The sequence below is a fragment of the Enterobacter asburiae genome (genome assembly GCA_011754535.1).
Classification (GTDB): Bacteria; Pseudomonadota; Gammaproteobacteria; order Enterobacterales; family Enterobacteriaceae; genus Enterobacter; species Enterobacter cloacae_N.
Genome location: JAAQVN010000001.1, coordinates 4679504 through 4704170, shown reverse-complemented (window position 1 = coordinate 4704170; position 24667 = coordinate 4679504). Strand labels below are relative to the sequence as shown.

Here is a 24667-nt window from a genome sequence, read left to right as displayed (position 1 = left end):
GGGGAGAGGGCTGGGTGAGGGGCAGTTTTTAATGCCAGCAGAAGTGATGCACAACCTGGGTAATCAGTTCGCGGGTCGGCTTGATGAAGCGAGTTTCCAGATATTCATCCGGCTGGTGGGCCTGGTTAATGGAGCCAGGGCCAAGAACCAGCGTCGGGCACAGCGTCTGAATAAACGGCGCTTCGGTGCAGTAGTTCACCACGTCGGTTTTCTCACCGAGCAGCTTTTCCACGACTTCAACAAGCTGATGGTCCGGCGGGCATTCGTAACCCGGGATCGGCGGATGCAGTTCGGAGACCGTCAGACGACCAGGCCAGCGCTCGCTTACCGGAGCCAGCGCTTCGTTCAGCAGGCCGTCGAGATCGCTCAGTGTCATGCCCGGCAGCGGGCGGATGTCCATATGCAGTTCGCAGCAGGCGCAGATACGGTTCGAGGCATCGCCGCCGTGCAGGCTGCCCAGGTTCAGGGTCGGGTACGGCACGGTGAACGCCTCGTAGTGATAACGTTCTTTCAGATCGTCGCGCAGGGTCATGATGCGGCCGATGGCATCATGCATTAGCTCAATGGCGTTCACGCCGCGCGCCGGATCGCTGGAGTGGCCGGACTGGCCCAGCACGCGCACGGCGGTAGAAATATGACCTTTGTGCGCGCGGATAGGCTGCAGAGAGGTTGGCTCGCCGATGATCGCGCAATCCGGGCGAATCGACGTGTTTTCAGAGAAGTAGCGCGCGCCCGCCATGCTGGTTTCTTCATCGGCGGTCGCCAGAATGTAGAGCGGTTTTTTCAGCTTCGTCACGTCTACGTCACGCAGCGCGTCGAGGATAAAGGCGAAGAAGCCTTTCATGTCGGCGGTGCCCAGACCGTAGAGCTTGTTGTCGTGCTCGGTCAGGGTAAACGGGTCGCGCGTCCAGCGGCCATCGTCAAACGGTACGGTGTCAGTATGACCGGCCAGCAGCAGGCCGCCCGCACCGTTTCCGGTGCTGGCGAGCAGGTTAAATTTGTGGCGTGTTCCGGGGACGGGCTGAACCTCAACGTTAAACCCAAGATCGCTAAACCAACCCGCCAGCAGATTGATTAAAGACTCATTGCTCTGATCCAGCGCTTCTTCCGTTGCGCTGATGGAAGGAGTGGCAATCAGGGCGCGGTAGATCTCGATAAATGGCGGTAAGTTCATTTTCATTGTTGACACACCTTAGGTCGTGATAGTATCAATATTCATGCAATAAATGTGAATAAAAATACATTAACGTTGAGCATAAAGGAACCCGATGTTGAATACGCTGATTGTAGGCGCTAGCGGTTATGCGGGCGCAGAGCTTGTAAGCTACGTGAATCGCCATCCACATATGACCATAACCGCTTTGACCGTGTCAGCGCAAAGCAATGATGCAGGAAAGTTAATTTCCGATTTGCATCCGCAGCTTAAGGGCCTGGTCGATCTGCCTTTGCAGCCCATGTCTGACATCAGCGAGTTTACCGACGGCGTTGACGTGGTGTTTTTAGCCACAGCGCACGAGGTCAGTCACGACCTGGCACCGCAGTTTCTGGCTGCCGGCTGCGTGGTGTTCGACCTCTCCGGCGCGTTCCGCGTTAACGACGGCGCGTTCTATGAAAAATATTACGGTTTCACCCACCAGCATCCGGATCTGCTTGAAAAAGCGGTGTACGGCCTGGCGGAGTGGAGCGCAGACAAGCTAAAGGAAGCGGACCTGATTGCCGTGCCGGGCTGCTATCCGACGGCGGCTCAGCTTTCCCTGAAGCCGCTGATCGACGCGGGTCTGCTGGATCTGAGCCAGTGGCCGGTGATCAACGCCACCAGCGGCGTGAGCGGAGCAGGTCGCAAGGCCGCTATCTCAAACAGCTTCTGCGAAGTGAGCCTTCAGCCGTATGGCGTGTTTAATCACCGTCATCACCCTGAAATCACGACGCATCTGGGCGCCGAGGTGATTTTCACCCCGCACCTGGGCAGCTTCCCGCGCGGGATCCTCGAAACTATCACCTGCCGCCTGAAGCCTGGCGTGACCAAAGAGCAGGTGAACGAGGCCTTCACCCAGGCGTATGCGGATAAACCGCTGGTGCGACTTTACGACAAAGGCGTTCCGGCGCTGAAAAACGTGGTTGGTCTGCCGTTCTGCGACATCGGCTTTGCTGTGCAGGGCGAGCATCTCATCGTTGTCGCCGCAGAAGATAACTTACTCAAAGGCGCTGCCGCACAGGCAATGCAGTGTGCAAATATTCGTTTCGGCTTCCCTGAAACGCAGGCTCTTATTTAAGGTGTGATGATGAACCCATTAATTATCAAACTCGGTGGTGTACTGCTGGACAGCGAAGAAGCGCTGGAGCGTCTGTTTACCGCGCTGGTGAACTATCGCGAATCCCACCAGCGTCCGCTGGTGATCGTGCACGGCGGCGGCTGCGTGGTGGATGAGCTGATGAAAGGGCTCAACCTGCCGGTGAAAAAGAAGAACGGCCTGCGCGTGACGCCTGCTGACCAGATCGACATCATTACCGGCGCGCTGGCGGGTACGGCGAACAAAACGCTGCTGGCGTGGGCGAAGAAACACCACATCGCGTCCGTGGGCCTCTATCTGGGCGATGGCGACAGCGTAAAAGTGACCCAGCTCGACGAAGAGCTCGGCCACGTTGGACTGGCGCAGCCAGGTTCGCCTAAGCTGATTAACACGCTGCTGGAAGGGGGGTTCCTGCCGGTGGTGAGCTCTATCGGCGTGACCGAAGAGGGCGAGCTGATGAACGTTAACGCGGACCAGGCGGCAACCGCGCTGGCGGCAACGCTGGGCGCGGACCTGATCCTGCTCTCCGACGTGAGCGGCATTCTGGACGGTAAAGGCCAGCGCATTGCGGAAATGACGGCTGAGAAAGCCGAGCAGCTGATTGCTCAGGGCATTATTACCGACGGCATGATCGTCAAAGTGAACGCCGCGCTGGATGCCGCACGCACGCTGGGCCGCCCGGTTGATATCGCCTCCTGGCGTCACGCGGAGCAGCTCCCGGCACTGTTTAACGGCACGCCGATTGGCACGCGTATTTTAGCGTAATCGATTTAATGTTTTGTAGGCCCGGTAAGCGTAGCGCCACCGGGCAATGAAATTCAAAGATATTAAGGAAGCATGTTATGACACTTTGGGGTGGGCGTTTTACACAGGCAGCGGATCAGCGGTTCAAACAGTTCAACGACTCTTTGCGCTTCGACTACCGCCTGGCCGAACAGGATATCGTCGGCTCTGTGGCCTGGTCCAAAGCGCTGGTGACCGTTGGCGTGCTGACCGCAGACGAGCAGCAGCAGCTGGAAGAGGCGCTGAACAACCTGCTGGAAGAGGTGCGTCTGGATCCGCAGCAAATCCTGCAGAGCGATGCCGAAGATATTCACAGCTGGGTGGAAGGCAAGCTGATCGACAAAGTTGGCCAGTTGGGTAAAAAGCTGCACACCGGCCGCAGCCGTAACGACCAGGTCGCGACCGATCTGAAGCTGTGGTGTAAAGAGACCGTTGGCGAACTGCTTGCGGCCAACCGTCAGCTGCAGAGCGCGCTGGTGGAAACCGCGCAGAACAACCAGGACGCGGTGATGCCGGGTTATACCCACCTGCAGCGCGCGCAGCCGGTGACTTTTGCGCACTGGTGTCTGGCCTACGTTGAGATGCTGGCGCGTGACGAAAGCCGTCTGCAGGATACCCTTAAGCGTCTGGACGTCAGCCCGCTGGGCAGCGGCGCGCTGGCCGGTACGGCGTATGAAATCGACCGTGAGCAGCTGGCAGGCTGGCTGGGCTTTGCCTCCGCCACCCGTAACAGCCTGGATAGCGTCTCCGACCGCGACCACGTGCTGGAGCTGCTCTCCAATGCGTCTATCGGAATGGTGCACCTGTCGCGCTTTGCCGAGGATCTGATCTTCTTTAACTCTGGCGAAGCGGGTTTCGTTGAACTGTCCGACCGCGTGACCTCAGGCTCATCCCTGATGCCGCAGAAGAAAAACCCGGACGCGCTGGAGCTGATCCGCGGCAAGTGTGGCCGCGTGCAGGGTGCGCTGACCGGCATGATGATGACCCTGAAAGGGTTGCCGCTGGCGTACAACAAAGACATGCAGGAAGACAAAGAAGGGCTATTCGACGCGCTCGACACCTGGCTGGACTGTCTGCATATGGGCGCGCTGGTGCTGGACGGCATTCAGGTGAAACGTCCGCGCTGCCAGGAAGCGGCGCAGCAGGGCTATGCCAACTCTACCGAGCTGGCGGACTACCTTGTCGCGAAAGGCGTACCGTTCCGTGAAGCGCACCATATTGTGGGTGAAGCGGTAGTGGAAGCCATTCGTCAGGGTAAACCGCTGGAAGATCTGGCGCTGGCCGATCTGCAGAAGTTCAGCGCGGTTATCGGGGATGATGTGTATCCGATTCTGGCGCTGCAGTCTTGCCTGGATAAGCGTGCAGCAAAAGGCGGCGTGTCGCCGAAGCAAGTAGCGCAGGCGATAGCGGATGCGAAAAACCGGTTGGTTTGATTTGTGCGGGCTGGTGCCCTCACCCCGGCCCTCTCCCACAGGGAGAGGGAGCAAACACTAAAAATGGCAACTTCGGTTGCCATTTTGCTTTTACCTCGGGCTTTTTTACGCAAAAAAAAGCGGACCACGGGGTCCGCAAAAGTTCACGTTGGCTTTAGTTGTTCGAGTTTTGAGAGAAACTCGATGACGGTGCGGGGACGTCAAGGGTCAAACACGGGCCGCCTCGTCTATGTGGTGTATTATTCAACAGAAAGCTTGATAGGGATAATCGTTCGTTGCTATGCTATCTATCGCCATGAACTATCGTGGCGACGGAGGATGAATAATGAATATTCGTGATCTTGAATACCTGGTAGCGTTAGCCGAGCATCGTCACTTTCGCCGCGCGGCAGATTCCTGCCACGTCAGCCAGCCGACGCTGAGCGGCCAGATCCGCAAGCTGGAAGACGAGCTGGGCGTGATGCTGCTGGAGCGCACCAGCCGTAAGGTGCTGTTCACCCAGGCCGGTCTGCTGCTGGTGGATCAGGCGCGCACCGTGCTGCGCGAGGTCAAAGTGCTCAAGGAAATGGCAAGCCAGCAGGGGGAGGCGATGTCAGGCCCGCTGCATATTGGCCTGATCCCAACCGTTGGCCCGTACCTGTTGCCGCACATCATTCCGATGCTGCACCAGACGTTCCCGAAACTCGAAATGTACCTGCATGAAGCGCAAACCCATCAGCTGCTGGCGCAGCTGGACAGCGGCAAGCTCGACTGTGCCATTCTGGCGCTGGTAAAAGAGAGTGAAGCCTTTATCGAAGTGCCGCTGTTCGATGAGCCGATGATGCTGGCGATCTATGAAGATCACCCGTGGGCGAACCGCGATCGCGTTCCGATGGCCGATCTGGCCGGGGAAAAGCTGCTGATGCTGGAAGACGGCCACTGCCTGCGCGATCAGGCGATGGGCTTCTGCTTCGAAGCGGGTGCCGATGAAGATACCCATTTCCGCGCAACCAGCCTGGAAACGCTGCGTAATATGGTCGCGGCGGGAAGCGGTATTACGCTGCTGCCTGCGCTGGCCGTGCCGCGCGAGCGTAAGCGTGATGGTGTGGTGTACCTGCCGTGCATTAAGCCGGAACCGCGTCGCACTATTGGTCTGGTGTATCGTCCGGGTTCACCGCTGCGCAGCCGCTATGAGCAGCTGGCAGAGGCCATCCGTGGTTCGATGGATGGCCATTTCGACAGCGCGTTAAAACAGGCGGTTTAAGCCGTTCAGCGCGGCTACCCGATAGGCTTCCGCCATGGTCGGGTAGTTAAAGGTGGTGTTAACGAAGTATTCGATGGTGTTACCACCGCCTTTCTGCTCCATTATCGCCTGGCCGATATGAATGATTTCCGCCGCGCGTTCACCAAAGCAGTGAATCCCGAGGATCTCTTTCGTCTCGCGGTGGAACAGGATCTTCAGTGTCCCCACGCTCATCCCCACGATTTGCGCCCGCGCCAGATGTTTAAACTGCGCACGACCCACCTCGTAAGGCACCTTCATTGACGTCAGCTGCTGCTCGGTTTTCCCCACGGAACTGATTTCCGGGATGGTGTAGATACCCGTCGGGATATCTTCAATCAGGTGCGCCGTTGCTTCACCCTTCACCAGCGCCTGAGCGGCAATGCGGCCCTGATCGTAAGCGGCGGATGCCAGGCTCGGGTAGCCGATCACGTCGCCGACCGCGTAAACGTGCGGCAACGCGGTCTGGTACATGCTGTTGACCTTGAGCTGGCCGCGGCTGTCGGTCTCAAGCCCGATATTTTCCAGCCGCAATGAATCGGTATTGCCGGTACGGCCGTTGGCGTACAGCAGGCAGTCTGCCTTCAGCTTTTTACCAGACTTCAGGTGCATGATCACGCCGTCATCGCAGCCTTCGATCTTCTCGTACTCTTCGTTGTGGCGAATCACCACGCCGCTGTTCCAGAAGTGGTAGGAGAGGGAGTCTGACATCTCCTGATCGAGGAACGCCAGCAGGCGATCCCGGGTGTTGATCAGGTCTACTTTGACATCCATTCCGCGGAAGATCGACGCATATTCGCAGCCGATGACCCCCGCGCCATAGATAATGACGTGGCGGGGTTCATGGTGCAGGCTCAGAATCGAGTCGCTGTCGTAGACGCGCGGGTGCGAGAAGTCGACGTCGGCCGGATGGTAAGGGCGTGAACCACAGGCGATAACAAATTTTTCAGCGGTGATTGTCTCAACCGATCCGTCGTGGCATTCGAGTGCCAGGGTATGTTCATCCACAAAATGCGCGTTGCCCTGCAAAATCTCACAGTGGTTACGCTCATAAAAGCCCTGACGCATGCGCGTCTGCTGGTTAATGACGGTATCCGCGTGATTCAGGATGTCGGCAAAGGAGGAACGAAGAAGTCTGGAGTGGTCGCTGTAAAGAGGGTTCTGGTTAAATTCGATGATGCGGCTAACGGCGTGGCGGAGGGCTTTCGAAGGGATGGTGCCCCAGTGGGTGCAACCGCCGCCGACATTATGGTAGCGCTCAATGACCGCTACTCTGGCTCCCTGTTTCACCAGACCCATAGCAGCACCTTCGCCGCCGGGGCCGGAACCAATAACTATTGCGTCGTAATCGTAGGAATGTGGCATGGTAAGGCTTACCTGTTCTTATACATAAAAGCAACAGAATCATAACATCATTACCAGGGTAACCCAATTATCGTTGTGCTTTTTTCCGGCAGTGGAGCACAAACCGCACGTAAACAATCATTCACAAAGCTGGGCAAACAGATTAATTTTATTCTCTGGTATAGTGCCATCAGGCCTTTGGAAGGATTCAACTATTGTGATGGGCGTAAGAGCACAACAAAAAGAGAAAACCCGGCGTTCGCTGGTGGAAGCCGCATTCAGTCAACTGAGTGCTGAGCGGAGTTTTGCCAGTTTGAGCCTGCGCGAAGTCGCTCGCGAGGCCGGGATTGCGCCAACGTCCTTCTATCGTCACTTTCGTGACGTGGATGAACTGGGCCTGACCATGGTCGATGAGAGCGGACTCATGCTGCGCCAGCTGATGCGCCAGGCGCGTCAGCGTATCGCCAAAGGAGGCAGCGTGATCCGCACCTCCGTGTCGACCTTTATGGAATTTATCGGCAATAACCCCAACGCGTTTCGTCTGCTTCTGCGCGAACGTTCGGGCACATCGGCTGCGTTTCGTGCCGCCGTAGCGCGGGAAATTCAGCACTTCATCGCGGAACTTGCCGATTATCTTGAACTCGAAAACCATATGCCGCGTGCGTTTACCGAAGCACAGGCCGAAGCGATGGTGACGATTGTATTCAGCGCGGGTGCCGAAGCGCTGGATGTCAGCATTGAACAACGCAAGCAGCTCGAAGAGCGACTGGTACTGCAGCTCAGGATGATCTCCAAAGGCGCGTATTACTGGTATCGCCGTGAACAAGAGAAACTGGCACATCAAACCGAAGAGTGAAGGTGAGTAATGAAACAGTCAGGTCAGGATAAAGGGACGCTGTTGCTGGCATTGATCGCTGGCTTATCCATTAATGGCACGTTTGCCGCTATTTTTAGCTCAATCGTTCCATTTTCGATTTTCCCGCTTATTGCGCTGGTGCTGACGGTTTACTGCCTGCATCAACGTTACCTGAACCGCACCATGCCGGTGGGGTTACCGGGTCTGGCCGCCGCCTGCTTTATTCTGGGCGTATTGCTGTATAGCACCGTGGTTCGCGCGGAGTATCCGGATATCGGCTCTAACTTCTTCCCTGCGGTACTGTCTGTGGCGCTGGTGTTCTGGATTGGCTCTCGCATGCGTAGCCGCAAGAGCCAACTGCCAGAGTAATGAGGCTTGAGTAGGGCAGGTAAGCGAAGCGCCGCCAGCCAAAAACGCCGGCTAATTACTTCGCCGTGAGCAGTACACCGCACTCCATGTGGTGCGTGTACGGGAACTGATCGAACAGCGCCAGACGTTCAACCTTGTGCGTCTGGCTTAATGTTTCCAGGTTTTTGCACAGCGTCTCCGGGTTGCAGGAGATGTACAGAATGCGCGGGTACGCCTGCACCATCTTCTCTGTTTCGCTGTCCAGGCCGCTGCGTGGAGGGTCGACAAAAATCGTCTCACACTGGTAGCTCTTGAGATCGATCCCTTCCAGGCGGTTAAACGCCCGCACGCCATTCATGGCCTGCGTGAACTCTTCTGCGGCCATACGAATGATTTGCACGTTGTCGATATGGTTGGCGGCAATGTTGTACTGCGCGGCGGCCACTGACGGCTTGGCGATTTCGGTTGCCAGGACGCGATCGAAGTTACGCGCCAGCGCCAGCGAGAAGTTGCCGTTACCGCAGTACAGCTCAAGCAGGTCGCCCTTAGACCCTTCCGTCGCCTTCAGCGCCCACTCCAGCATTTGCACGTTCATCGCCGCGTTCGGCTGGGTGAAGCTGTTCTCCACCTGACGGTAAATCATCTCTTTACCCGCCACCGGCAGACGTTCGTCGACGTAATCCTGATCCAGCATGATTTTGGTTTTGGTCGCGCGGCCAATCAGGTGCACGTTGATGTTCTGCGCGCGCAGCGCATCGCGCAGGGCTTCTGCCTGCTCGCGCCACTCGTCGGTCAATGCTTTGTGGTACAGCAGAGAGACAATCGCCTGATTGCTTTGCGTGGTCAGATAGTCAATCTGGAACAGCTTGTGGCGCAGCACCGGATTGTTGCGCACGCCTTCAATTATCAGCGTCATCAACTGGTTGATGAGCTCGCTCGCTGCCGGGAAGCTGTCCACGCGAATGCGGGATTTGGTCTGCTGATCGAAAATGATGTGATACAGGTCGTCGCCGTCGTGCCAGATGCGGAACTCGGCGCGCATGCGGTAGTGGCTGACAGGGGAGCGGAACACCTCGGGAACGGGCGCGTTGAAAGGCGTCATCATACTTTGCAGGCGGACAACTTTCTCTGCCAGCTGCGCGTCGTACTGTTCTGTCGGGAGGTGTTCGGGGGTCATGATGCGTCCTGAATGATAAAGAATTACGCGGGGATTGTAGGGATTGTGCAGTGGATGTCCAGATTTAATGGCCAATAGCTGTCTGGACATCTATACGTGTCTAATTGTAGCATTCTGTTTCCGGTCTCCTGAGAGTGAAAAGGGAATCCAGTGAAAATCTGGAGCTGACGCGCAGCGGTAAAGACTGGCGGGATGAGAGCTGTAGACACTGTGAAAATGGGAAGTCTTCATCCGTATAACGCCACCCAGCCCGAAGACCTGCCGGGATCACGTCGCATTTGGTTTCATCATCGCGTGCTATAGATGAGGCCTGCGGCATCCTTCTTATATTGTGGATGCTTTAACAATGATTAAAAAAGTATCGCTGTTGACGGCGCTGTCCGTCACGGCATTTTCGGGCTGGGCGCAGGATAGCGCTGACTCGTTGGTGGTGACGGCAAATCGTTTTGAACAACCTGAAAAAACTATTCTGGCAGCAACCTCGGTGGTGACGCGTGCCGATATTGACCGCTGGCAGTCAACCTCGGTGCTGGACGTTATGCGTCGCCTGCCTGGCGTGGATACGGCGCAAAATGGCGGGATGGGGCAACTCTCTTCTCTCTTTATTCGTGGCACAAACTCCAGCCACGTGCTGATTCTCGTTGACGGGGTCCGCCTTAACCAGGCGGGCGTCACGGGGTCGTCCGATCTCAGCCAGTTCCCAATCTCCCTGGTGCAGCGTATCGAATATGTTCGTGGACCGCGTTCGGCGGTGTACGGTTCTGACGCAATTGGCGGTGTAGTCAACATTATTACCACCCGCGCGAAGGATGGTACGACGCTGAATGCCGGCGTAGGCTCGCACGGCTATCAGAATTATGGCGGCAGTACCCAGCAAACGCTGGGCGACAGCACGCGCGTCACGCTTGCGGGTGATTACACTTATACCAAAGGTTTTGATGTGGTTGCGGACGGCAACAATGGCGGCCTTGCCCAGACCGATCGCGACGGCTTTATGAATAAAACGCTCTACGGCGCACTGGATCACGCATTCTCAGACCAGTGGAGCGGATTTGTTCGCGGCTTTGGCTACAGCAACCGTACGGCCTACGACGGTTACTACAGTTCATTTACCCCTGACGTACTGGTCGATACCCGCCAGCTCTATAGCCAGACCTGGGACGCAGGATTACGCTTCAACGGTGACATCTTCCATTCACAGCTGCTCACCAGCTATAGCCATAGCAAGGACTATAACTACGATCCAAATTTGGGCCGTTACGATTCAACGGCCACACTGGATGAAATCAAACAGTACAACGTTCAGTGGCTCAACTCTGTTGATGTGGGTCACGGGAACATTGGCGCGGGCGTTGACTGGCAGAAGCAGAGCACCGAGCCGGGTACAAACTACGTTACCAACGGCTACGACCTGCGTAATACCGGCGTCTACCTGACCGGACTGCAGCAACTGGGTGATTTCACCCTGGAAGGGGCGGTTCGCAGCGATGACAACTCGCAGTTTGGTCGCCACGGCACCTGGCAAAGCAGTGCAGCGTGGGAGTTCGTGGACGGTTACCGCTTCATTGCTTCTTATGGCACGGCCTATAAAGCACCGAATCTGGGGCAACTCTATGGCTTCTATGGCAATGACCATCTTGATCCAGAAGAGAGCAAGCAGTGGGAAGGGGCGTTTGAAGGCCTGACGGCAGGCGTGAGCTGGCGCGTGTCCGGCTATCGTAATGACGTTGAAAATCTCATCGACTTCAATAATAACCTTCAGCAATATTACAACGTCGGCAAAGCACGCATTAAGGGTGTGGAGGCGACAGCTTCATTTGATACGGGTCCGTTGACGCATACCGTTGGCTACGACTATGTGGATGCCCGCAACGCAGCGACCAACGAACTTCTGGACCGTCGTGCTAAGCAGCAGGTGAAATATCAGCTCGATACGCAGATCTATGATTTCGACTGGAGCCTGACGTATCACTATCTCGGCACGCGTTACGACACTGATTTTGGTTCTTATCCGTCAGAGAAAGTGAAAATGGGCGGTGTGAGCCTTTGGGATGTCGCAGTTTCATATCCTGTCACCTCACATCTCACAGTTCGTGGTAAAATAGCCAACCTGTTCGATAAAGATTACGAGACAGTTTATGGCTACCAAACTGCAGGACGGGAATACACCTTGTCTGGCAGCTACACCTTCTAATCCGCGTCCCACCGTGCTGGTGTTTGATTCCGGCGTCGGTGGGCTTTCGGTCTATGATGAGATTCGGCATCTCCTGCCGGATCTCCATTACATCTACGCCTTCGATAACGTCGCTTTCCCGTATGGGGAAAAGAGTGAAGACTTTATCGTTGAGCGTGTGGTTGAAATCGTCACCGCGGTACAAAAGCGCTATCCCCTTTCGCTGGCGGTCATTGCCTGTAATACGGCGAGCACCGTTTCCCTTCCTGCCCTGCGTGAAAAATTCCAGTTCCCGGTTGTGGGCGTTGTTCCTGCCATAAAGCCTGCCGCGCGCCTCACGGCTAACGGCATCGTAGGGTTACTGGCCACGCGTGGCACGGTGAAGCGTCCTTATACCCGCGAGCTGATCGACCGTTTTGCTAACGAATGCCAGATTGCAATGCTTGGCTCCGCAGAGCTGGTGGAGATGGCGGAAGCGAAACTGCACGGCGAGACGGTATCGCTTGAAGAGCTGCGTCGTATTCTTCGTCCGTGGCTGCGTATGCCCGAACCACCGGATACGGTTGTGCTGGGCTGCACCCACTTTCCGCTATTGCAGGAAGAGCTATTAGAAGTGCTTCCGGAGGGGACGCGCCTAGTGGATTCCGGTGCGGCAATCGCCCGTCGTACGGCCTGGCTGCTGGAGCATGAAGCGCCGGATGCGAAATCTACCGATGCGAATATCGCGTTTTGCATGGCCATTACGAAAGAGACTGAGCAACTTTTACCCGTTTTACGCCGTTATGGCTTTGAAACGCTCGAAAAACTGGCGCTGTAGCACGGTTTTGAGCAAAAAAGAGACGGTTGAAAGTTTTTTTTAAAAGAGGGGTTGTCAACGTCTGAGAACTCCCTATAATGCGCCTCCACTGACACGGAACAACGGCTTGCAAGCCGCCGGGTTAGCGGGGTTCAGAGATGAACGCCAACAGAGAAAAGTGAAAATAATCGCTTGACTCTGAATGAGGAAAACGTAATATACGGGACCTCGCAACGGTGAGCTGAAAGCCGCGTTGCAACTGCTCTTTAACAATTTATCAGACAATCTGTGTGGGCACTCAAAGTGACATGGATTCTTAACGTCGCAAGACGAAAAATGAATACCAAGTCTCTGAGTGAACATGCGTAATTCATTACGAAGTTTAATTCACGAGCATCAAACTTAAATTGAAGAGTTTGATCATGGCTCAGATTGAACGCTGGCGGCAGGCCTAACACATGCAAGTCGAACGGTAGCACAGAGAGCTTGCTCTCGGGTGACGAGTGGCGGACGGGTGAGTAATGTCTGGGAAACTGCCTGATGGAGGGGGATAACTACTGGAAACGGTAGCTAATACCGCATAACGTCGCAAGACCAAAGAGGGGGACCTTCGGGCCTCTTGCCATCAGATGTGCCCAGATGGGATTAGCTAGTAGGTGGGGTAACGGCTCACCTAGGCGACGATCCCTAGCTGGTCTGAGAGGATGACCAGCCACACTGGAACTGAGACACGGTCCAGACTCCTACGGGAGGCAGCAGTGGGGAATATTGCACAATGGGCGCAAGCCTGATGCAGCCATGCCGCGTGTATGAAGAAGGCCTTCGGGTTGTAAAGTACTTTCAGCGGGGAGGAAGGCGATAAGGTTAATAACCTTGTCGATTGACGTTACCCGCAGAAGAAGCACCGGCTAACTCCGTGCCAGCAGCCGCGGTAATACGGAGGGTGCAAGCGTTAATCGGAATTACTGGGCGTAAAGCGCACGCAGGCGGTCTGTCAAGTCGGATGTGAAATCCCCGGGCTCAACCTGGGAACTGCATTCGAAACTGGCAGGCTAGAGTCTTGTAGAGGGGGGTAGAATTCCAGGTGTAGCGGTGAAATGCGTAGAGATCTGGAGGAATACCGGTGGCGAAGGCGGCCCCCTGGACAAAGACTGACGCTCAGGTGCGAAAGCGTGGGGAGCAAACAGGATTAGATACCCTGGTAGTCCACGCCGTAAACGATGTCGACTTGGAGGTTGTGCCCTTGAGGCGTGGCTTCCGGAGCTAACGCGTTAAGTCGACCGCCTGGGGAGTACGGCCGCAAGGTTAAAACTCAAATGAATTGACGGGGGCCCGCACAAGCGGTGGAGCATGTGGTTTAATTCGATGCAACGCGAAGAACCTTACCTACTCTTGACATCCAGAGAACTTAGCAGAGATGCTTTGGTGCCTTCGGGAACTCTGAGACAGGTGCTGCATGGCTGTCGTCAGCTCGTGTTGTGAAATGTTGGGTTAAGTCCCGCAACGAGCGCAACCCTTATCCTTTGTTGCCAGCGGTCCGGCCGGGAACTCAAAGGAGACTGCCAGTGATAAACTGGAGGAAGGTGGGGATGACGTCAAGTCATCATGGCCCTTACGAGTAGGGCTACACACGTGCTACAATGGCGCATACAAAGAGAAGCGACCTCGCGAGAGCAAGCGGACCTCATAAAGTGCGTCGTAGTCCGGATTGGAGTCTGCAACTCGACTCCATGAAGTCGGAATCGCTAGTAATCGTGGATCAGAATGCCACGGTGAATACGTTCCCGGGCCTTGTACACACCGCCCGTCACACCATGGGAGTGGGTTGCAAAAGAAGTAGGTAGCTTAACCTTCGGGAGGGCGCTTACCACTTTGTGATTCATGACTGGGGTGAAGTCGTAACAAGGTAACCGTAGGGGAACCTGCGGTTGGATCACCTCCTTACCTTAAAGAACCTGCCTTTGCAGTGCTCACACAGATTGTCTGATGAAAAACAGCAGTAAAAATCTCTGCAGGCTTGTAGCTCAGGTGGTTAGAGCGCACCCCTGATAAGGGTGAGGTCGGTGGTTCAAGTCCACTCAGGCCTACCAAATTTTCCCTGATACTGCGTTGCGGCAACGCTCACATACTGATGTATGATTCGCGTTTCCACGCCTTGTCTCAGGAAAAATTACCGGTACAGAGATTTGTAATACGATGGGGCTATAGCTCAGCTGGGAGAGCGCCTGCTTTGCACGCAGGAGGTCTGCGGTTCGATCCCGCATAGCTCCACCATCTTTTACTGCGAACACAAGAAAACTTCAGAGTGAACCTGAAAAGGTGCACTGCGAAGTTTTGCTCTTTAAAAATCTGGATCAAGCTGAAAATTGAAACGACACACATGTTATGTGTGTTCGAGTCTCTCAAATTTTCGCAATCAGAAGTGAAACATCTTCGGGTTGTGAGGTTAAGCGACTAAGCGTACACGGTGGATGCCCTGGCAGTCAGAGGCGATGAAGGACGTGCTAATCTGCGAAAAGCGCCGGCGAGGTGATATGAACCTTTGACCCGGCGATGTCCGAATGGGGAAACCCAGTGTGATTCGTCACACTATCGTTAACTGAATACATAGGTTAACGAGGCGAACCGGGGGAACTGAAACATCTAAGTACCCCGAGGAAAAGAAATCAACCGAGATTCCCCCAGTAGCGGCGAGCGAACGGGGAGCAGCCCGGAGTCTGAATCAGCTTGTGTGTTAGTGGAAGCGTCTGGAAAGTCGCAGGGTACAGGGTGATACTCCCGTACACGAAAATGCACAGGCTGTGAACTCGAAGAGTAGGGCGGGACACGTGGTATCCTGTCTGAATATGGGGGGACCATCCTCCAAGGCTAAATACTCCTGACTGACCGATAGTGAACCAGTACCGTGAGGGAAAGGCGAAAAGAACCCCGGCGAGGGGAGTGAAAAAGAACCTGAAACCGTGTACGTACAAGCAGTGGGAGCACCTTCGTGGTGTGACTGCGTACCTTTTGTATAATGGGTCAGCGACTTATATTCTGTAGCAAGGTTAACCGTATAGGGGAGCCGAAGGGAAACCGAGTCTTAACTGGGCGTTAAGTTGCAGGGTATAGACCCGAAACCCGGTGATCTAGCCATGGGCAGGTTGAAGGTTGGGTAACACTAACTGGAGGACCGAACCGACTAATGTTGAAAAATTAGCGGATGACCTGTGGCTGGGGGTGAAAGGCCAATCAAACCGGGAGATAGCTGGTTCTCCCCGAAAGCTATTTAGGTAGCGCCTCGTGAACTCATCTTCGGGGGTAGAGCACTGTTTCGGCTAGGGGGCCATCCCGGCTTACCAACCCGATGCAAACTACGAATACCGAAGAATGTTATCACGGGAGACACACGGCGGGTGCTAACGTCCGTCGTGAAGAGGGAAACAACCCAGACCGCCAGCTAAGGTCCCAAAGTCATGGTTAAGTGGGAAACGATGTGGGAAGGCACAGACAGCCAGGATGTTGGCTTAGAAGCAGCCATCATTTAAAGAAAGCGTAATAGCTCACTGGTCGAGTCGGCCTGCGCGGAAGATGTAACGGGGCTAAACCATGCACCGAAGCTGCGGCAGCGACACTATGTGTTGTTGGGTAGGGGAGCGTTCTGTAAGCCGTCGAAGGTGGCCTGTGAGGGCTGCTGGAGGTATCAGAAGTGCGAATGCTGACATAAGTAACGATAAAGCGGGTGAAAAGCCCGCTCGCCGGAAGACCAAGGGTTCCTGTCCAACGTTAATCGGGGCAGGGTGAGTCGACCCCTAAGGCGAGGCCGAAAGGCGTAGTCGATGGGAAACAGGTTAATATTCCTGTACTTGGTGTTACTGCGAAGGGGGGACGGAGAAGGCTATGTCAGCCGGGCGACGGTTGTCCCGGTTTAAGCGTGTAGGTGTGTGTTCCAGGCAAATCCGGTTCACTTTAACACTGAGGCGTGATGACGAGGCACTACGGTGCTGAAGTGATAAATGCCCTGCTTCCAGGAAAAGCCTCTAAGCATCAGGTAACACGAAATCGTACCCCAAACCGACACAGGTGGTCAGGTAGAGAATACCAAGGCGCTTGAGAGAACTCGGGTGAAGGAACTAGGCAAAATGGTGCCGTAACTTCGGGAGAAGGCACGCTGATATGTAGGTGAAGCCCCTGCGGGTGGAGCTGAAATCAGTCGAAGATACCAGCTGGCTGCAACTGTTTATTAAAAACACAGCACTGTGCAAACACGAAAGTGGACGTATACGGTGTGACGCCTGCCCGGTGCCGGAAGGTTAATTGATGGGGTTAGCGGCAACGCGAAGCTCTTGATCGAAGCCCCGGTAAACGGCGGCCGTAACTATAACGGTCCTAAGGTAGCGAAATTCCTTGTCGGGTAAGTTCCGACCTGCACGAATGGCGTAATGATGGCCAGGCTGTCTCCACCCGAGACTCAGTGAAATTGAACTCGCTGTGAAGATGCAGTGTACCCGCGGCAAGACGGAAAGACCCCGTGAACCTTTACTATAGCTTGACACTGAACACTGGTCCTTGATGTGTAGGATAGGTGGGAGGCTTTGAAGCGTGGACGCCAGTCTGCGTGGAGCCGTCCTTGAAATACCACCCTTTAATGGCTGGTGTTCTAACGTGGACCCGTAATCCGGGTTGCGGACAGTGTCTGGTGGGTAGTTTGACTGGGGCGGTCTCCTCCCAAAGAGTAACGGAGGAGCACGAAGGTTAGCTAATCCTGGTCGGACATCAGGAGGTTAGTGCAATGGCATAAGCTAGCTTGACTGCGAGAGTGACGGCTCGAGCAGGTGCGAAAGCAGGTCATAGTGATCCGGTGGTTCTGAATGGAAGGGCCATCGCTCAACGGATAAAAGGTACTCCGGGGATAACAGGCTGATACCGCCCAAGAGTTCATATCGACGGCGGTGTTTGGCACCTCGATGTCGGCTCATCACATCCTGGGGCTGAAGTAGGTCCCAAGGGTATGGCTGTTCGCCATTTAAAGTGGTACGCGAGCTGGGTTTAGAACGTCGTGAGACAGTTCGGTCCCTATCTGCCGTGGGCGCTGGAGAATTGAGGGGGGCTGCTCCTAGTACGAGAGGACCGGAGTGGACGCATCACTGGTGTTCGGGTTGTCATGCCAATGGCACTGCCCGGTAGCTAAATGCGGAAGAGATAAGTGCTGAAAGCATCTAAGCACGAAACTTGCCCCGAGATGAGTTCTCCCTGAGACTTTAAGTCTCCTGAAGGAACGTTGAAGACGACGACGTTGATAGGTCGGGTGTGTAAGCGCAGCGATGCGTTGAGCTAACCGATACTAATGAACCGTGAGGCTTAACCTTACAACGCCGAAGGTGTTTTGGCGGAAGAGACAGAAGATTTTCAGCCTTGATACAGATTAACAGAATTTGCCTGGCGGCTTTAGCGCGGTGGTCCCACCTGACCCCATGCCGAACTCAGAAGTGAAACGCCGTAGCGCCGATGGTAGTGTGGGGTCTCCCCATGTGAGAGTAGGGAACTGCCAGGCATCAAATTTAGTAGTAAGCCGGTGCATTAATCCGGTGGTTACAAGCAGTCTTCGGTGGAGCGGTAGTTCAGTCGGTTAGAATACCTGCCTGTCACGCAGGGGGTCGCGGGTTCGAGTCCCGTCCGTTCCGCCACTTATTAAGACATTAAGCCTGCCAGTGATGGCAGGCTTAATGGCAAAAAACTTTAGGGGCGTAGCTCAGTTGGTAGAGCACCGGTCTCCAAAACCGGGTGTCGCGAGTTCGAGTCTCTCCGCCCCTGCCATATAGAATCCTTTGCTTCGGCAAAGGATTTTTTTTTGCCTGAAATTCGGGAAAATTTCCGCATTCTAAAATGCAGCCAGCATCTCTGCTGGCCTCATCATTAATCCATTACATTGATTTTTAATAGATCTTTTATCTGCGATTGCTTATCACTGTTTTGCAGCCAAATTGCATATAGTGGTCGCGAAAGGGTGGTGGAATCCACCACGGTATGCAATCCAGGCCTGGTGTCTGCCCAACGAACGGGTAACCAGGTGCAACCCTTCAACAGGGGAAGTTGCTGACAGGCAATCTCGGCAGAACTGGTTGTTAGCTGTGGAACATCATCAGGAGCAATCAATCCCGTCTCATGCTGTTGAAAATCTGGCCCCCATTCCAGGCGTAAATAGGTCAGGTCTGCTTTCATCATCGAAGGCTCAGAGGCATAAAGCGCCAGACCAAACTGCCCCACAATCTGGCTGCTAAATTCGTCCATCTTGGGGGCTTCAGTTGTGATCAGAAGATCAAGCTGGCGCTCATGAAGTTGCTTAACCAGCGACTGACGTTGCGCAATTCGGGCTTCAAATTGCAAATGGCCATGGGAGTGATATAGCCGGGTAAGCCACTGACTGAGCATACATTCCCACAGAGACGCGCTGGCCCCTATTGAGAATTCATTGTGCCTCGACGTATGGGCAACCTCTTTGCGTGCTGCCTGCCATGTGTTCATCAGCGTTTCGGCATACGGGAGCAGTTTCTCACCGGCGGGCGTTAAACGGATGTTGTTGCGGTGACGGGTAAAAAGATTCACACCCAGTTGATTTTCCAGCTGTCGAATACGAAAACTGACTGCTGACTGCGTCAGGTAAAGGGCTTCAGCTGCTCGCCCGAAGTGGCGCGTTCTGCTCACTTCAAGGAAAGTTTTTAGCAATTCCGTATCCACATCTTTCTCCGCAAAATAATTTGTCGTTATGATTTAAATGTTTTGTTTTACACTCTGTCAAGCGTAACTAATACTCCGCGCCATAAATAGCTCGGCCAAAGAATTAGGAGCGTGTAGGATGGCGGAAAGCTTTACGACGACTAATCGTTTTTTCGACAATAAACATTATCCGCGCGGGTTCTCTCGTCACGGCGATTTCACCATCAAAGAGGCGCAGCTGCTTGAGCGTCATGGTTATGCCTTTAACGAGCTGGATCTGGGTAAACGTGAGCCTGCAACCGAAGATGAAAAGCAGTTTGTCTCGGTGTGCCGTGGTGAGCGTGAGCCGCAGTCTGAAGCAGAACGTGTATGGATCAAGTACATGGCTCGCATTAAGCGTCCAAAACGTTTCCATACGCTGTCTGGCGGTAAACCGCAGATGGAAGGTGCAGAAGACTACACCGAGTCTGACGATTAAGAAAAAGGGGCTACGGCCCCTTTTTTATGCCAGTAACTTTTGTAGATGCAAAAGCAAACGATCGATCGCCCGATAGCTCAACGCTTCCTGCAAATGTTTCCTCTCAATGCCAGTACAGCCCTCCACGTCAGCAATGGTTCTGGCTACTTTTAACAAGCGCTGCCACGCACGTATGGAAAGCCCAAAGCGCGTCAGCGTCTCTTCCAGCCATCCCGCATCTTCAGCGTTAAGAGAACAAAACTGTCGGATCCCGGCATTATCCAGCCGTGCATTCAGTCTGTTTTGTCGAGCGTACTGCCGTGCCTGCGCCGCGATAACCCGCTCGCGTACAGTCGCTGAGCTTTCACCCTGTGTACGCGTCTGCCTTAGCAGGCCCGGCGGCGGAAGGGGGATTTCCAGTGATAAATCGAAACGATCGAGGAACGGGCCGGAAAGCTTTCCCAGATAGCGCAGCGTTTGCTCTGGCGTACAGCGGTTATGGTTTCCCTGGTAGTGACCCGTCGGGCTGGGATTCATCGCTGCGACAAGCTGAAACTGGGCGGGATAGCTTATTTTGGCTCGCGTGCGTGAGATATGTATCTCACCGGATTCAATGGGCTCCCTCAGTGCATCCAGCACGCGCCGCTCAAATTCAGGCAGCTCATCGAGGAACAGAATGCCATTGTGTGCCAGTGAGATCTCACCCGGCCCCGGAATAGACCCACCGCCGACCATTGCCGTCAGCGAAGCGCTATGATGCGGGGAACGAAAAGGACGGCGGCGCCACTGTTTATGCAACGACGTTGAACTGATAAGGCTATAGATGGCAGCGCTTTCCAGCGCTTCATGGTTATTAAGCGGCGGGAGCAACCCGCTCAGCCTGCTTGCCAGCATGGTTTTGCCCGTACCCGGCGGGCCAATCAGCAGAAGATTGTGACCACCCGCTGCCGTAATCTCCAGCGCCCGTTTCCCTTGCTCTTGTCCCATGATCTCGCTGAGGTCTTCTGGCGCATCCGCTATAGCCTCGTCACACTCTTCCGGCTCGGACAGTTCGTGCCGGCCCTCCAGCCAGGCGCACACTTCCTGGAGATGCCCTGCGATGAGGCATCCCTTTTCTGCAATAAGACTCACTTCTGATGCGTTTTCATTGGCCACAACGATTTGCCGCCCTGCACGTATTGCTTCCAGCGCTCCCGATATCGCACCGGGAACGCCTCTCAATGCGCCTGTGAGCGCGAGTTCACCCACGAACTCGTACGAGCCTAGCCTGGTCGTATTAAGCTGCTCAGAAGCCGCGAGAAGCGCAATTGCGATAGGTAAATCATATCGCCCACCCTCTTTAGGCAGGTCTGCGGGGGCAAGGTTGATGGTGATCTTCTTTGCGGGGAAGGTATAACCGCTGTTTATTATTGCACTACGAACGCGGTCCCTGGCCTCTTTGACCGTGGTTTCAGGTAACCCAACAAGCGTGAGTCCGGGGAGGCCATTACTCAAATGAACCTCTACGGAAATAAGCGGAGCCTTCACCCCGAGAGCCGCTCGCGTATAAACAACTGACAGTGACATTTGTATTACCTCCTGGTGTGACTGTGCCATTGCCCGTTTTCTCTGTTTAGCGTCTTTTGGTGTATTTACGCTGCCTGTTCAGAGATTTTGCTAGCACAGTGAAACCATTGCATAACTGTGGAAGCACCCTCGCAGAGTATAAAAACCCCCGTTTTGATGTTAAGAACGTCAGGAAAAAAATGAAAAAAATTCATTCCAAAATTTCCCTATATAAAACAATATCTTCATGAGAAATGATTCGCTGGCTAACCAAGTCCGTCATAAATAAATCTTGTGTTTGATTTAAAAACTGTGATAACTCTTTAGGTATTCCTTCGAACAAGATGCAAAAAGAACTGAAAATGACAGCCCTTCTACGAGTGATTAGCCTGGTCGTGATTAGCGTGGTGGTGATTATTATCCCACCGTGCGGGGCTGCACTTGGACGAGGAAAGGCTTAGAAATCAAGCCTTAACGAACTAAGACCCCCGCACCGAAAGGTCCGGGGGTTTTTTTATGACTAAAAAACTTAAACGAGGAGCAGAGAATGAACACTAGCATAAAATTCTGTTTCTCCAGATTTATGACGGGGAACTAACTATGAATGGGGCACAATGGGTAGTACATGCGTTGCGCGCGCAGGGAGTCGAGACAGTATTCGGTTATCCGGGTGGCGCAATTATGCCGATTTACGATGCACTGTATGACGGCGGCGTGGAACACCTCTTGTGCCGACACGAGCAGGGCGCAGCGATGGCAGCCATTGGCTATGCCCGTGCGACAGGTAAAACAGGCGTGTGCATGGCGACCTCAGGTCCGGGTGCAACGAACCTGATCACCGGCCTGGCTGATGCGCTGCTCGATTCCGTCCCCGTCGTGGCGATTACCGGTCAGGTAGCCTCTCCGTTCATTGGTACCGATGCCTTTCAGGAAGTCGACGTCCTCGGCTTATCGCTGGCCTGCACCAAGCACAGCTTCCTCGTTCAATCTCTCGAAGAGCTGCCTCGCGTGATGGCCGAAGCGTTCGAGGTCGCCAGTTCTGGCCGTCCTGGCCCGGTTCTGGTGGATATCCCGAAAGATATTCAGGTTGCACTCGGCGATCTGGAGCCGCACTTCTCTACCGTTGAAAGCAACGAAGCATTCCCGCATGCAGACGTTGAAGAGGCGCGTCAGATGATGGCGCAGGCGAAACAGCCGATGCTCTATGTCGGCGGTGGTGTAGGCATGGCGCAGGCCGTTCCTGCCCTGCGCGAATTTATCGCGGTGACGCAGATGCCCGCTACCTGCACGCTGAAAGGTCTGGGCGCAGTCGACGCGGACTACCCGTACTACCTCGGCATGCTGGGAATGCATGGCACCAAGGCGGCAAACCTGGCGGTGCAGGAGTGCGATCTGCTCATTGCCGTGGGGGCTCGTTTCGACGACCGCGTCACCGGCAAGCTCAATACCTTCGCACCGAATGCCAAAGTTATTCATATGGATATCGACCCGGCGGAGATGAACAAGCTGCGTCAGGCGCATATCGCGCTGCAGGGCGATCTCAACGCGCTGTTACCGGCATTGCAGCAGCCGCTGGATATCAATGCATGGCGTCAGCACACCGCAGACATGCGCGCCGAGCACGCCTGGCGTTACGACCATCCCGGAGAGGCCATCTACGCGCCGCTGCTCTTGAAACAGCTCTCCGACCGTAAGCCGGCAGACAGCGTGGTGACAACGGATGTGGGACAGCATCAGATGTGGTCCGCACAACACATGACCTACACCCGCCCGGAAAACTTCATCACCTCCAGCGGCTTAGGCACCATGGGGTTTGGCCTGCCGGCAGCCGTAGGCGCACAGGTAGCCCGCCCGAACGATACCGTTATCTGTATCTCCGGTGACGGCTCCTTCATGATGAACGTTCAGGAGTTGGGCACCGTGAAGCGCAAGCAGTTACCGCTGAAGATCGTCTTGCTCGATAACCAGCGTTTAGGGATGGTTCGCCAGTGGCAACAGCTGTTTTTCCAGGAGCGTTACAGCGAAACAACCCTGACCGATAACCCCGATTTCCTCACTCTGGCCAGCGCCTTCGGCATTCCTGGTCAGCACATCACCCGTAAAGACCAGGTTGAAGCGGCACTCGACACCATGCTTTCAAGCGAAGGGCCATACCTGCTTCATGTCTCAATCGACGAGCTTGAGAACGTCTGGCCGTTGGTACCGCCCGGTGCCAGTAACTCACAAATGCTGGAGAAATTATCATGATGCAACATCAGGTCGCCGTGCAGGCTCGCTTCAACCCGGAAACTTTAGAACGCGTTTTGCGCGTGGTCCGTCACCGTGGTTTTCAGATTTGCTCTATGAATATGGAAACCGCCACCGACGCGCAAAACATCAGTATCGAATTAACCGTTGCCAGCCCGCGGCCGGTCGACTTACTGTTTAGTCAGTTATCAAAGCTGGTAGACGTTGCCCATGTTGCCATCTGCCAGAGCACAACCACATCACAACAAATCCGCGCTTGAGCGTGACAGGACGAAAAAATGACGACAAAAAAAGCTGATTACATTTGGTTCAACGGTGAGATGGTTCGCTGGGAGGACGCGAAGGTCCACGTGATGTCCCACGCGCTGCACTACGGTACCTCCGTGTTTGAAGGCATCCGCTGCTACGATTCTCACAAAGGGCCAGTGGTGTTCCGCCATCGCGAACACATGCAGCGTCTGCATGACTCAGCCAAAATTTATCGTTTCCCGGTCTCTCAAAGCGTTGATGAGCTGATGGAAGCCTGCCGCGAAGTGATTCGCCAGAACAAACTGACCAGCGCCTATATTCGTCCGCTGGTCTTCGTGGGTGACGTCGGCATGGGCGTGAACCCGCCGGCCGGTTACAACACCGATGTGATCATTGCCGCGTTCCCGTGGGGCGCCTACCTGGGCGCAGAAGCACTGGATCAGGGGATCGACGCAATGGTTTCTTCCTGGAACCGCGTGGCGCCAAACACCATCCCGACCGCCGCTAAAGCGGGCGGTAACTACCTCTCCTCACTGCTGGTCGGCAGCGAAGCGCGCCGCCACGGCTATCAGGAAGGCATCGCCCTCGACGTAAACGGCTACATCTCTGAAGGTGCGGGCGAAAACCTGTTTGAAGTGAAAGACGGCATCCTCTTCACGCCGCCGTTCACCTCGTCCGCGCTGCCGGGCATCACCCGTGACGCCATCATCAAGCTGGCGAAAGATCTGGGTATTGAAGTTCGCGAGCAGGTGCTGTCCCGCGAATCCCTGTATCTGGCCGATGAAGTGTTCATGTCCGGTACGGCAGCTGAAATCACGCCGGTGCGCAGCGTAGACGGTATCCAGGTGGGCGAAGGCCGCTGTGGCCCGGTCACCAAGCGCATTCAGCAAGCGTTCTTTGGCCTCTTCACCGGCGAAACAGAAGATAAATACGGCTGGTTAGATCAGGTTAATCACTAAGCATAAATTTGGGACGGCACGCACCGTCCCATTAAATAGTCAGACGGGAGTC

At 54.9% G+C, this 24667-nt stretch carries 18 protein-coding genes, 4 tRNA genes, 3 rRNA genes and 1 riboswitch; of the genes, 20 read left to right on the top strand and 5 right to left on the bottom strand.

The window, feature by feature from the left end:
* Positions 1 to 28: 28 nt before the first annotated feature.
* Positions 29 to 1180, bottom strand: a complete 1152-nt coding sequence (gene argE / locus HBM95_22270; protein ID NIH45621.1) for an acetylornithine deacetylase — start codon at positions 1178 to 1180, stop codon at positions 29 to 31.
* An 88-nt stretch (positions 1181 to 1268) separates the two neighbouring features.
* Here argE and argC point away from each other — a divergent pair, with 88 nt between their 5' ends.
* The 4 genes from argC to oxyR all read left to right on the top strand — a co-directional run bounded on the left by argC (position 1269) and on the right by oxyR (position 5750).
* Positions 1269 to 2273 (top strand): N-acetyl-gamma-glutamyl-phosphate reductase, encoded by a 1005-nt coding sequence (gene argC / locus HBM95_22265; GenBank protein NIH45620.1) that lies wholly within the window; start codon positions 1269 to 1271, stop codon positions 2271 to 2273.
* 6 nt (positions 2274 to 2279) lie between these two features.
* Complete coding sequence (gene argB, locus HBM95_22260; GenBank protein ID NIH45619.1) at positions 2280 to 3056, top strand: acetylglutamate kinase; 777 nt, start codon at positions 2280 to 2282, stop codon at positions 3054 to 3056.
* Between the two features lie 77 nt (positions 3057 to 3133).
* Positions 3134 to 4507, top strand: coding sequence for an argininosuccinate lyase (argH, locus tag HBM95_22255; protein ID NIH45618.1), 1374 nt, complete (start codon positions 3134 to 3136; stop codon positions 4505 to 4507).
* A 325-nt stretch (positions 4508 to 4832) separates the two neighbouring features.
* A complete protein-coding gene (gene oxyR, locus HBM95_22250; GenBank protein ID NIH45617.1) occupies positions 4833 to 5750 on the top strand; it encodes a DNA-binding transcriptional regulator OxyR in 918 nt (305 codons plus the stop codon).
* Here the strand turns inward: oxyR and sthA are convergent.
* Entirely contained in the window at positions 5733 to 7133 is a 1401-nt protein-coding gene (gene sthA / locus HBM95_22245) for a Si-specific NAD(P)(+) transhydrogenase (GenBank protein ID NIH45616.1), read from the bottom strand. The genes oxyR and sthA overlap by 18 nt on opposite strands.
* A gap of 196 nt (positions 7134 to 7329) precedes the next feature.
* Between sthA and fabR the strand changes: the two genes are divergently transcribed.
* A complete protein-coding gene (fabR, locus tag HBM95_22240; GenBank protein NIH45615.1) occupies positions 7330 to 7968 on the top strand; it encodes an HTH-type transcriptional repressor FabR in 639 nt (212 codons plus the stop codon).
* A 9-nt stretch (positions 7969 to 7977) separates the two neighbouring features.
* Entirely contained in the window at positions 7978 to 8337 is a 360-nt protein-coding gene (locus tag HBM95_22235) for a YijD family membrane protein (protein ID NIH45614.1), read from the top strand.
* A gap of 55 nt (positions 8338 to 8392) precedes the next feature.
* Here HBM95_22235 and trmA read toward each other — a convergent pair whose 3' ends face one another.
* On the bottom strand, positions 8393 to 9493 hold the full coding sequence (trmA, locus tag HBM95_22230) for a tRNA (uridine(54)-C5)-methyltransferase TrmA (protein ID NIH45613.1): 1101 nt from the start codon (positions 9491 to 9493) through the stop codon (positions 8393 to 8395).
* Positions 9494 to 9597: 104 nt separating this feature from the next.
* Positions 9598 to 9774, top strand: a riboswitch (cobalamin riboswitch).
* A 65-nt stretch (positions 9775 to 9839) separates the two neighbouring features.
* Between trmA and btuB the strand changes: the two genes are divergently transcribed.
* The 9 genes from btuB to HBM95_22185 all read left to right on the top strand — a co-directional run bounded on the left by btuB (position 9840) and on the right by HBM95_22185 (position 18258).
* The gene (gene btuB, locus HBM95_22225) at positions 9840 to 11687 is read left to right on the top strand and encodes a TonB-dependent vitamin B12 receptor BtuB (GenBank protein NIH45612.1); all 1848 of its coding nucleotides are present in this window, start codon (positions 9840 to 9842) and stop codon (positions 11685 to 11687) included.
* Positions 11632 to 12483, top strand: coding sequence for a glutamate racemase (gene murI / locus HBM95_22220; GenBank protein NIH45611.1), 852 nt, complete (start codon positions 11632 to 11634; stop codon positions 12481 to 12483). Before btuB ends, murI begins: the two co-directional genes overlap by 56 nt.
* Before the next feature lie 383 nt (positions 12484 to 12866).
* A 16S ribosomal RNA gene (locus tag HBM95_22215) occupies positions 12867 to 14416 on the top strand.
* 59 nt (positions 14417 to 14475) lie between these two features.
* Positions 14476 to 14552 (top strand) — tRNA-Ile (locus HBM95_22210).
* 108 nt (positions 14553 to 14660) lie between these two features.
* Positions 14661 to 14736 (top strand) — tRNA-Ala (locus HBM95_22205).
* A 161-nt stretch (positions 14737 to 14897) separates the two neighbouring features.
* Positions 14898 to 17828 (top strand): 23S ribosomal RNA (locus HBM95_22200).
* Positions 17829 to 17879: 51 nt separating this feature from the next.
* Positions 17880 to 17995, top strand: a 5S ribosomal RNA gene (gene rrf / locus HBM95_22195).
* Together the 16S, 23S and 5S rRNA genes with 4 tRNA genes alongside form the textbook arrangement of a ribosomal RNA operon.
* Before the next feature lie 56 nt (positions 17996 to 18051).
* A tRNA-Asp gene (locus tag HBM95_22190) sits at positions 18052 to 18128 on the top strand.
* Positions 18129 to 18182: 54 nt separating this feature from the next.
* Positions 18183 to 18258, top strand: a tRNA-Trp gene (locus HBM95_22185).
* A gap of 99 nt (positions 18259 to 18357) precedes the next feature.
* On the opposite strand, the gene hdfR is transcribed toward HBM95_22185, so the two are convergent.
* Positions 18358 to 19179 (bottom strand): HTH-type transcriptional regulator HdfR, encoded by an 822-nt coding sequence (gene hdfR / locus HBM95_22180; protein ID NIH45610.1) that lies wholly within the window; start codon positions 19177 to 19179, stop codon positions 18358 to 18360.
* 118 nt (positions 19180 to 19297) lie between these two features.
* Between hdfR and HBM95_22175 the strand changes: the two genes are divergently transcribed.
* The gene (locus HBM95_22175; GenBank protein NIH45609.1) at positions 19298 to 19636 is read left to right on the top strand and encodes a DUF413 domain-containing protein; all 339 of its coding nucleotides are present in this window, start codon (positions 19298 to 19300) and stop codon (positions 19634 to 19636) included.
* 24 nt (positions 19637 to 19660) lie between these two features.
* Here the strand turns inward: HBM95_22175 and HBM95_22170 are convergent, their stop codons facing one another.
* A complete protein-coding gene (locus HBM95_22170) occupies positions 19661 to 21181 on the bottom strand; it encodes a YifB family Mg chelatase-like AAA ATPase (protein NIH45608.1) in 1521 nt (506 codons plus the stop codon).
* 341 nt (positions 21182 to 21522) lie between these two features.
* Between HBM95_22170 and ilvL the strand changes: the two genes are divergently transcribed.
* From ilvL to ilvE, 4 genes are all read left to right on the top strand, one after another.
* Complete coding sequence (ilvL, locus tag HBM95_22165) at positions 21523 to 21621, top strand: ilv operon leader peptide (protein ID NIH45607.1); 99 nt, start codon at positions 21523 to 21525, stop codon at positions 21619 to 21621.
* A 139-nt stretch (positions 21622 to 21760) separates the two neighbouring features.
* A complete protein-coding gene (locus HBM95_22160) occupies positions 21761 to 23407 on the top strand; it encodes an acetolactate synthase 2 catalytic subunit (protein NIH45606.1) in 1647 nt (548 codons plus the stop codon).
* The gene (ilvM, locus tag HBM95_22155; GenBank protein NIH45605.1) at positions 23404 to 23667 is read left to right on the top strand and encodes an acetolactate synthase 2 small subunit; all 264 of its coding nucleotides are present in this window, start codon (positions 23404 to 23406) and stop codon (positions 23665 to 23667) included. Before HBM95_22160 ends, ilvM begins: the two co-directional genes overlap by 4 nt.
* 18 nt (positions 23668 to 23685) lie before the next feature.
* Entirely contained in the window at positions 23686 to 24615 is a 930-nt protein-coding gene (ilvE, locus tag HBM95_22150) for a branched-chain-amino-acid transaminase (GenBank protein NIH45604.1), read from the top strand.
* Positions 24616 to 24667 lie beyond the last annotated feature (52 nt).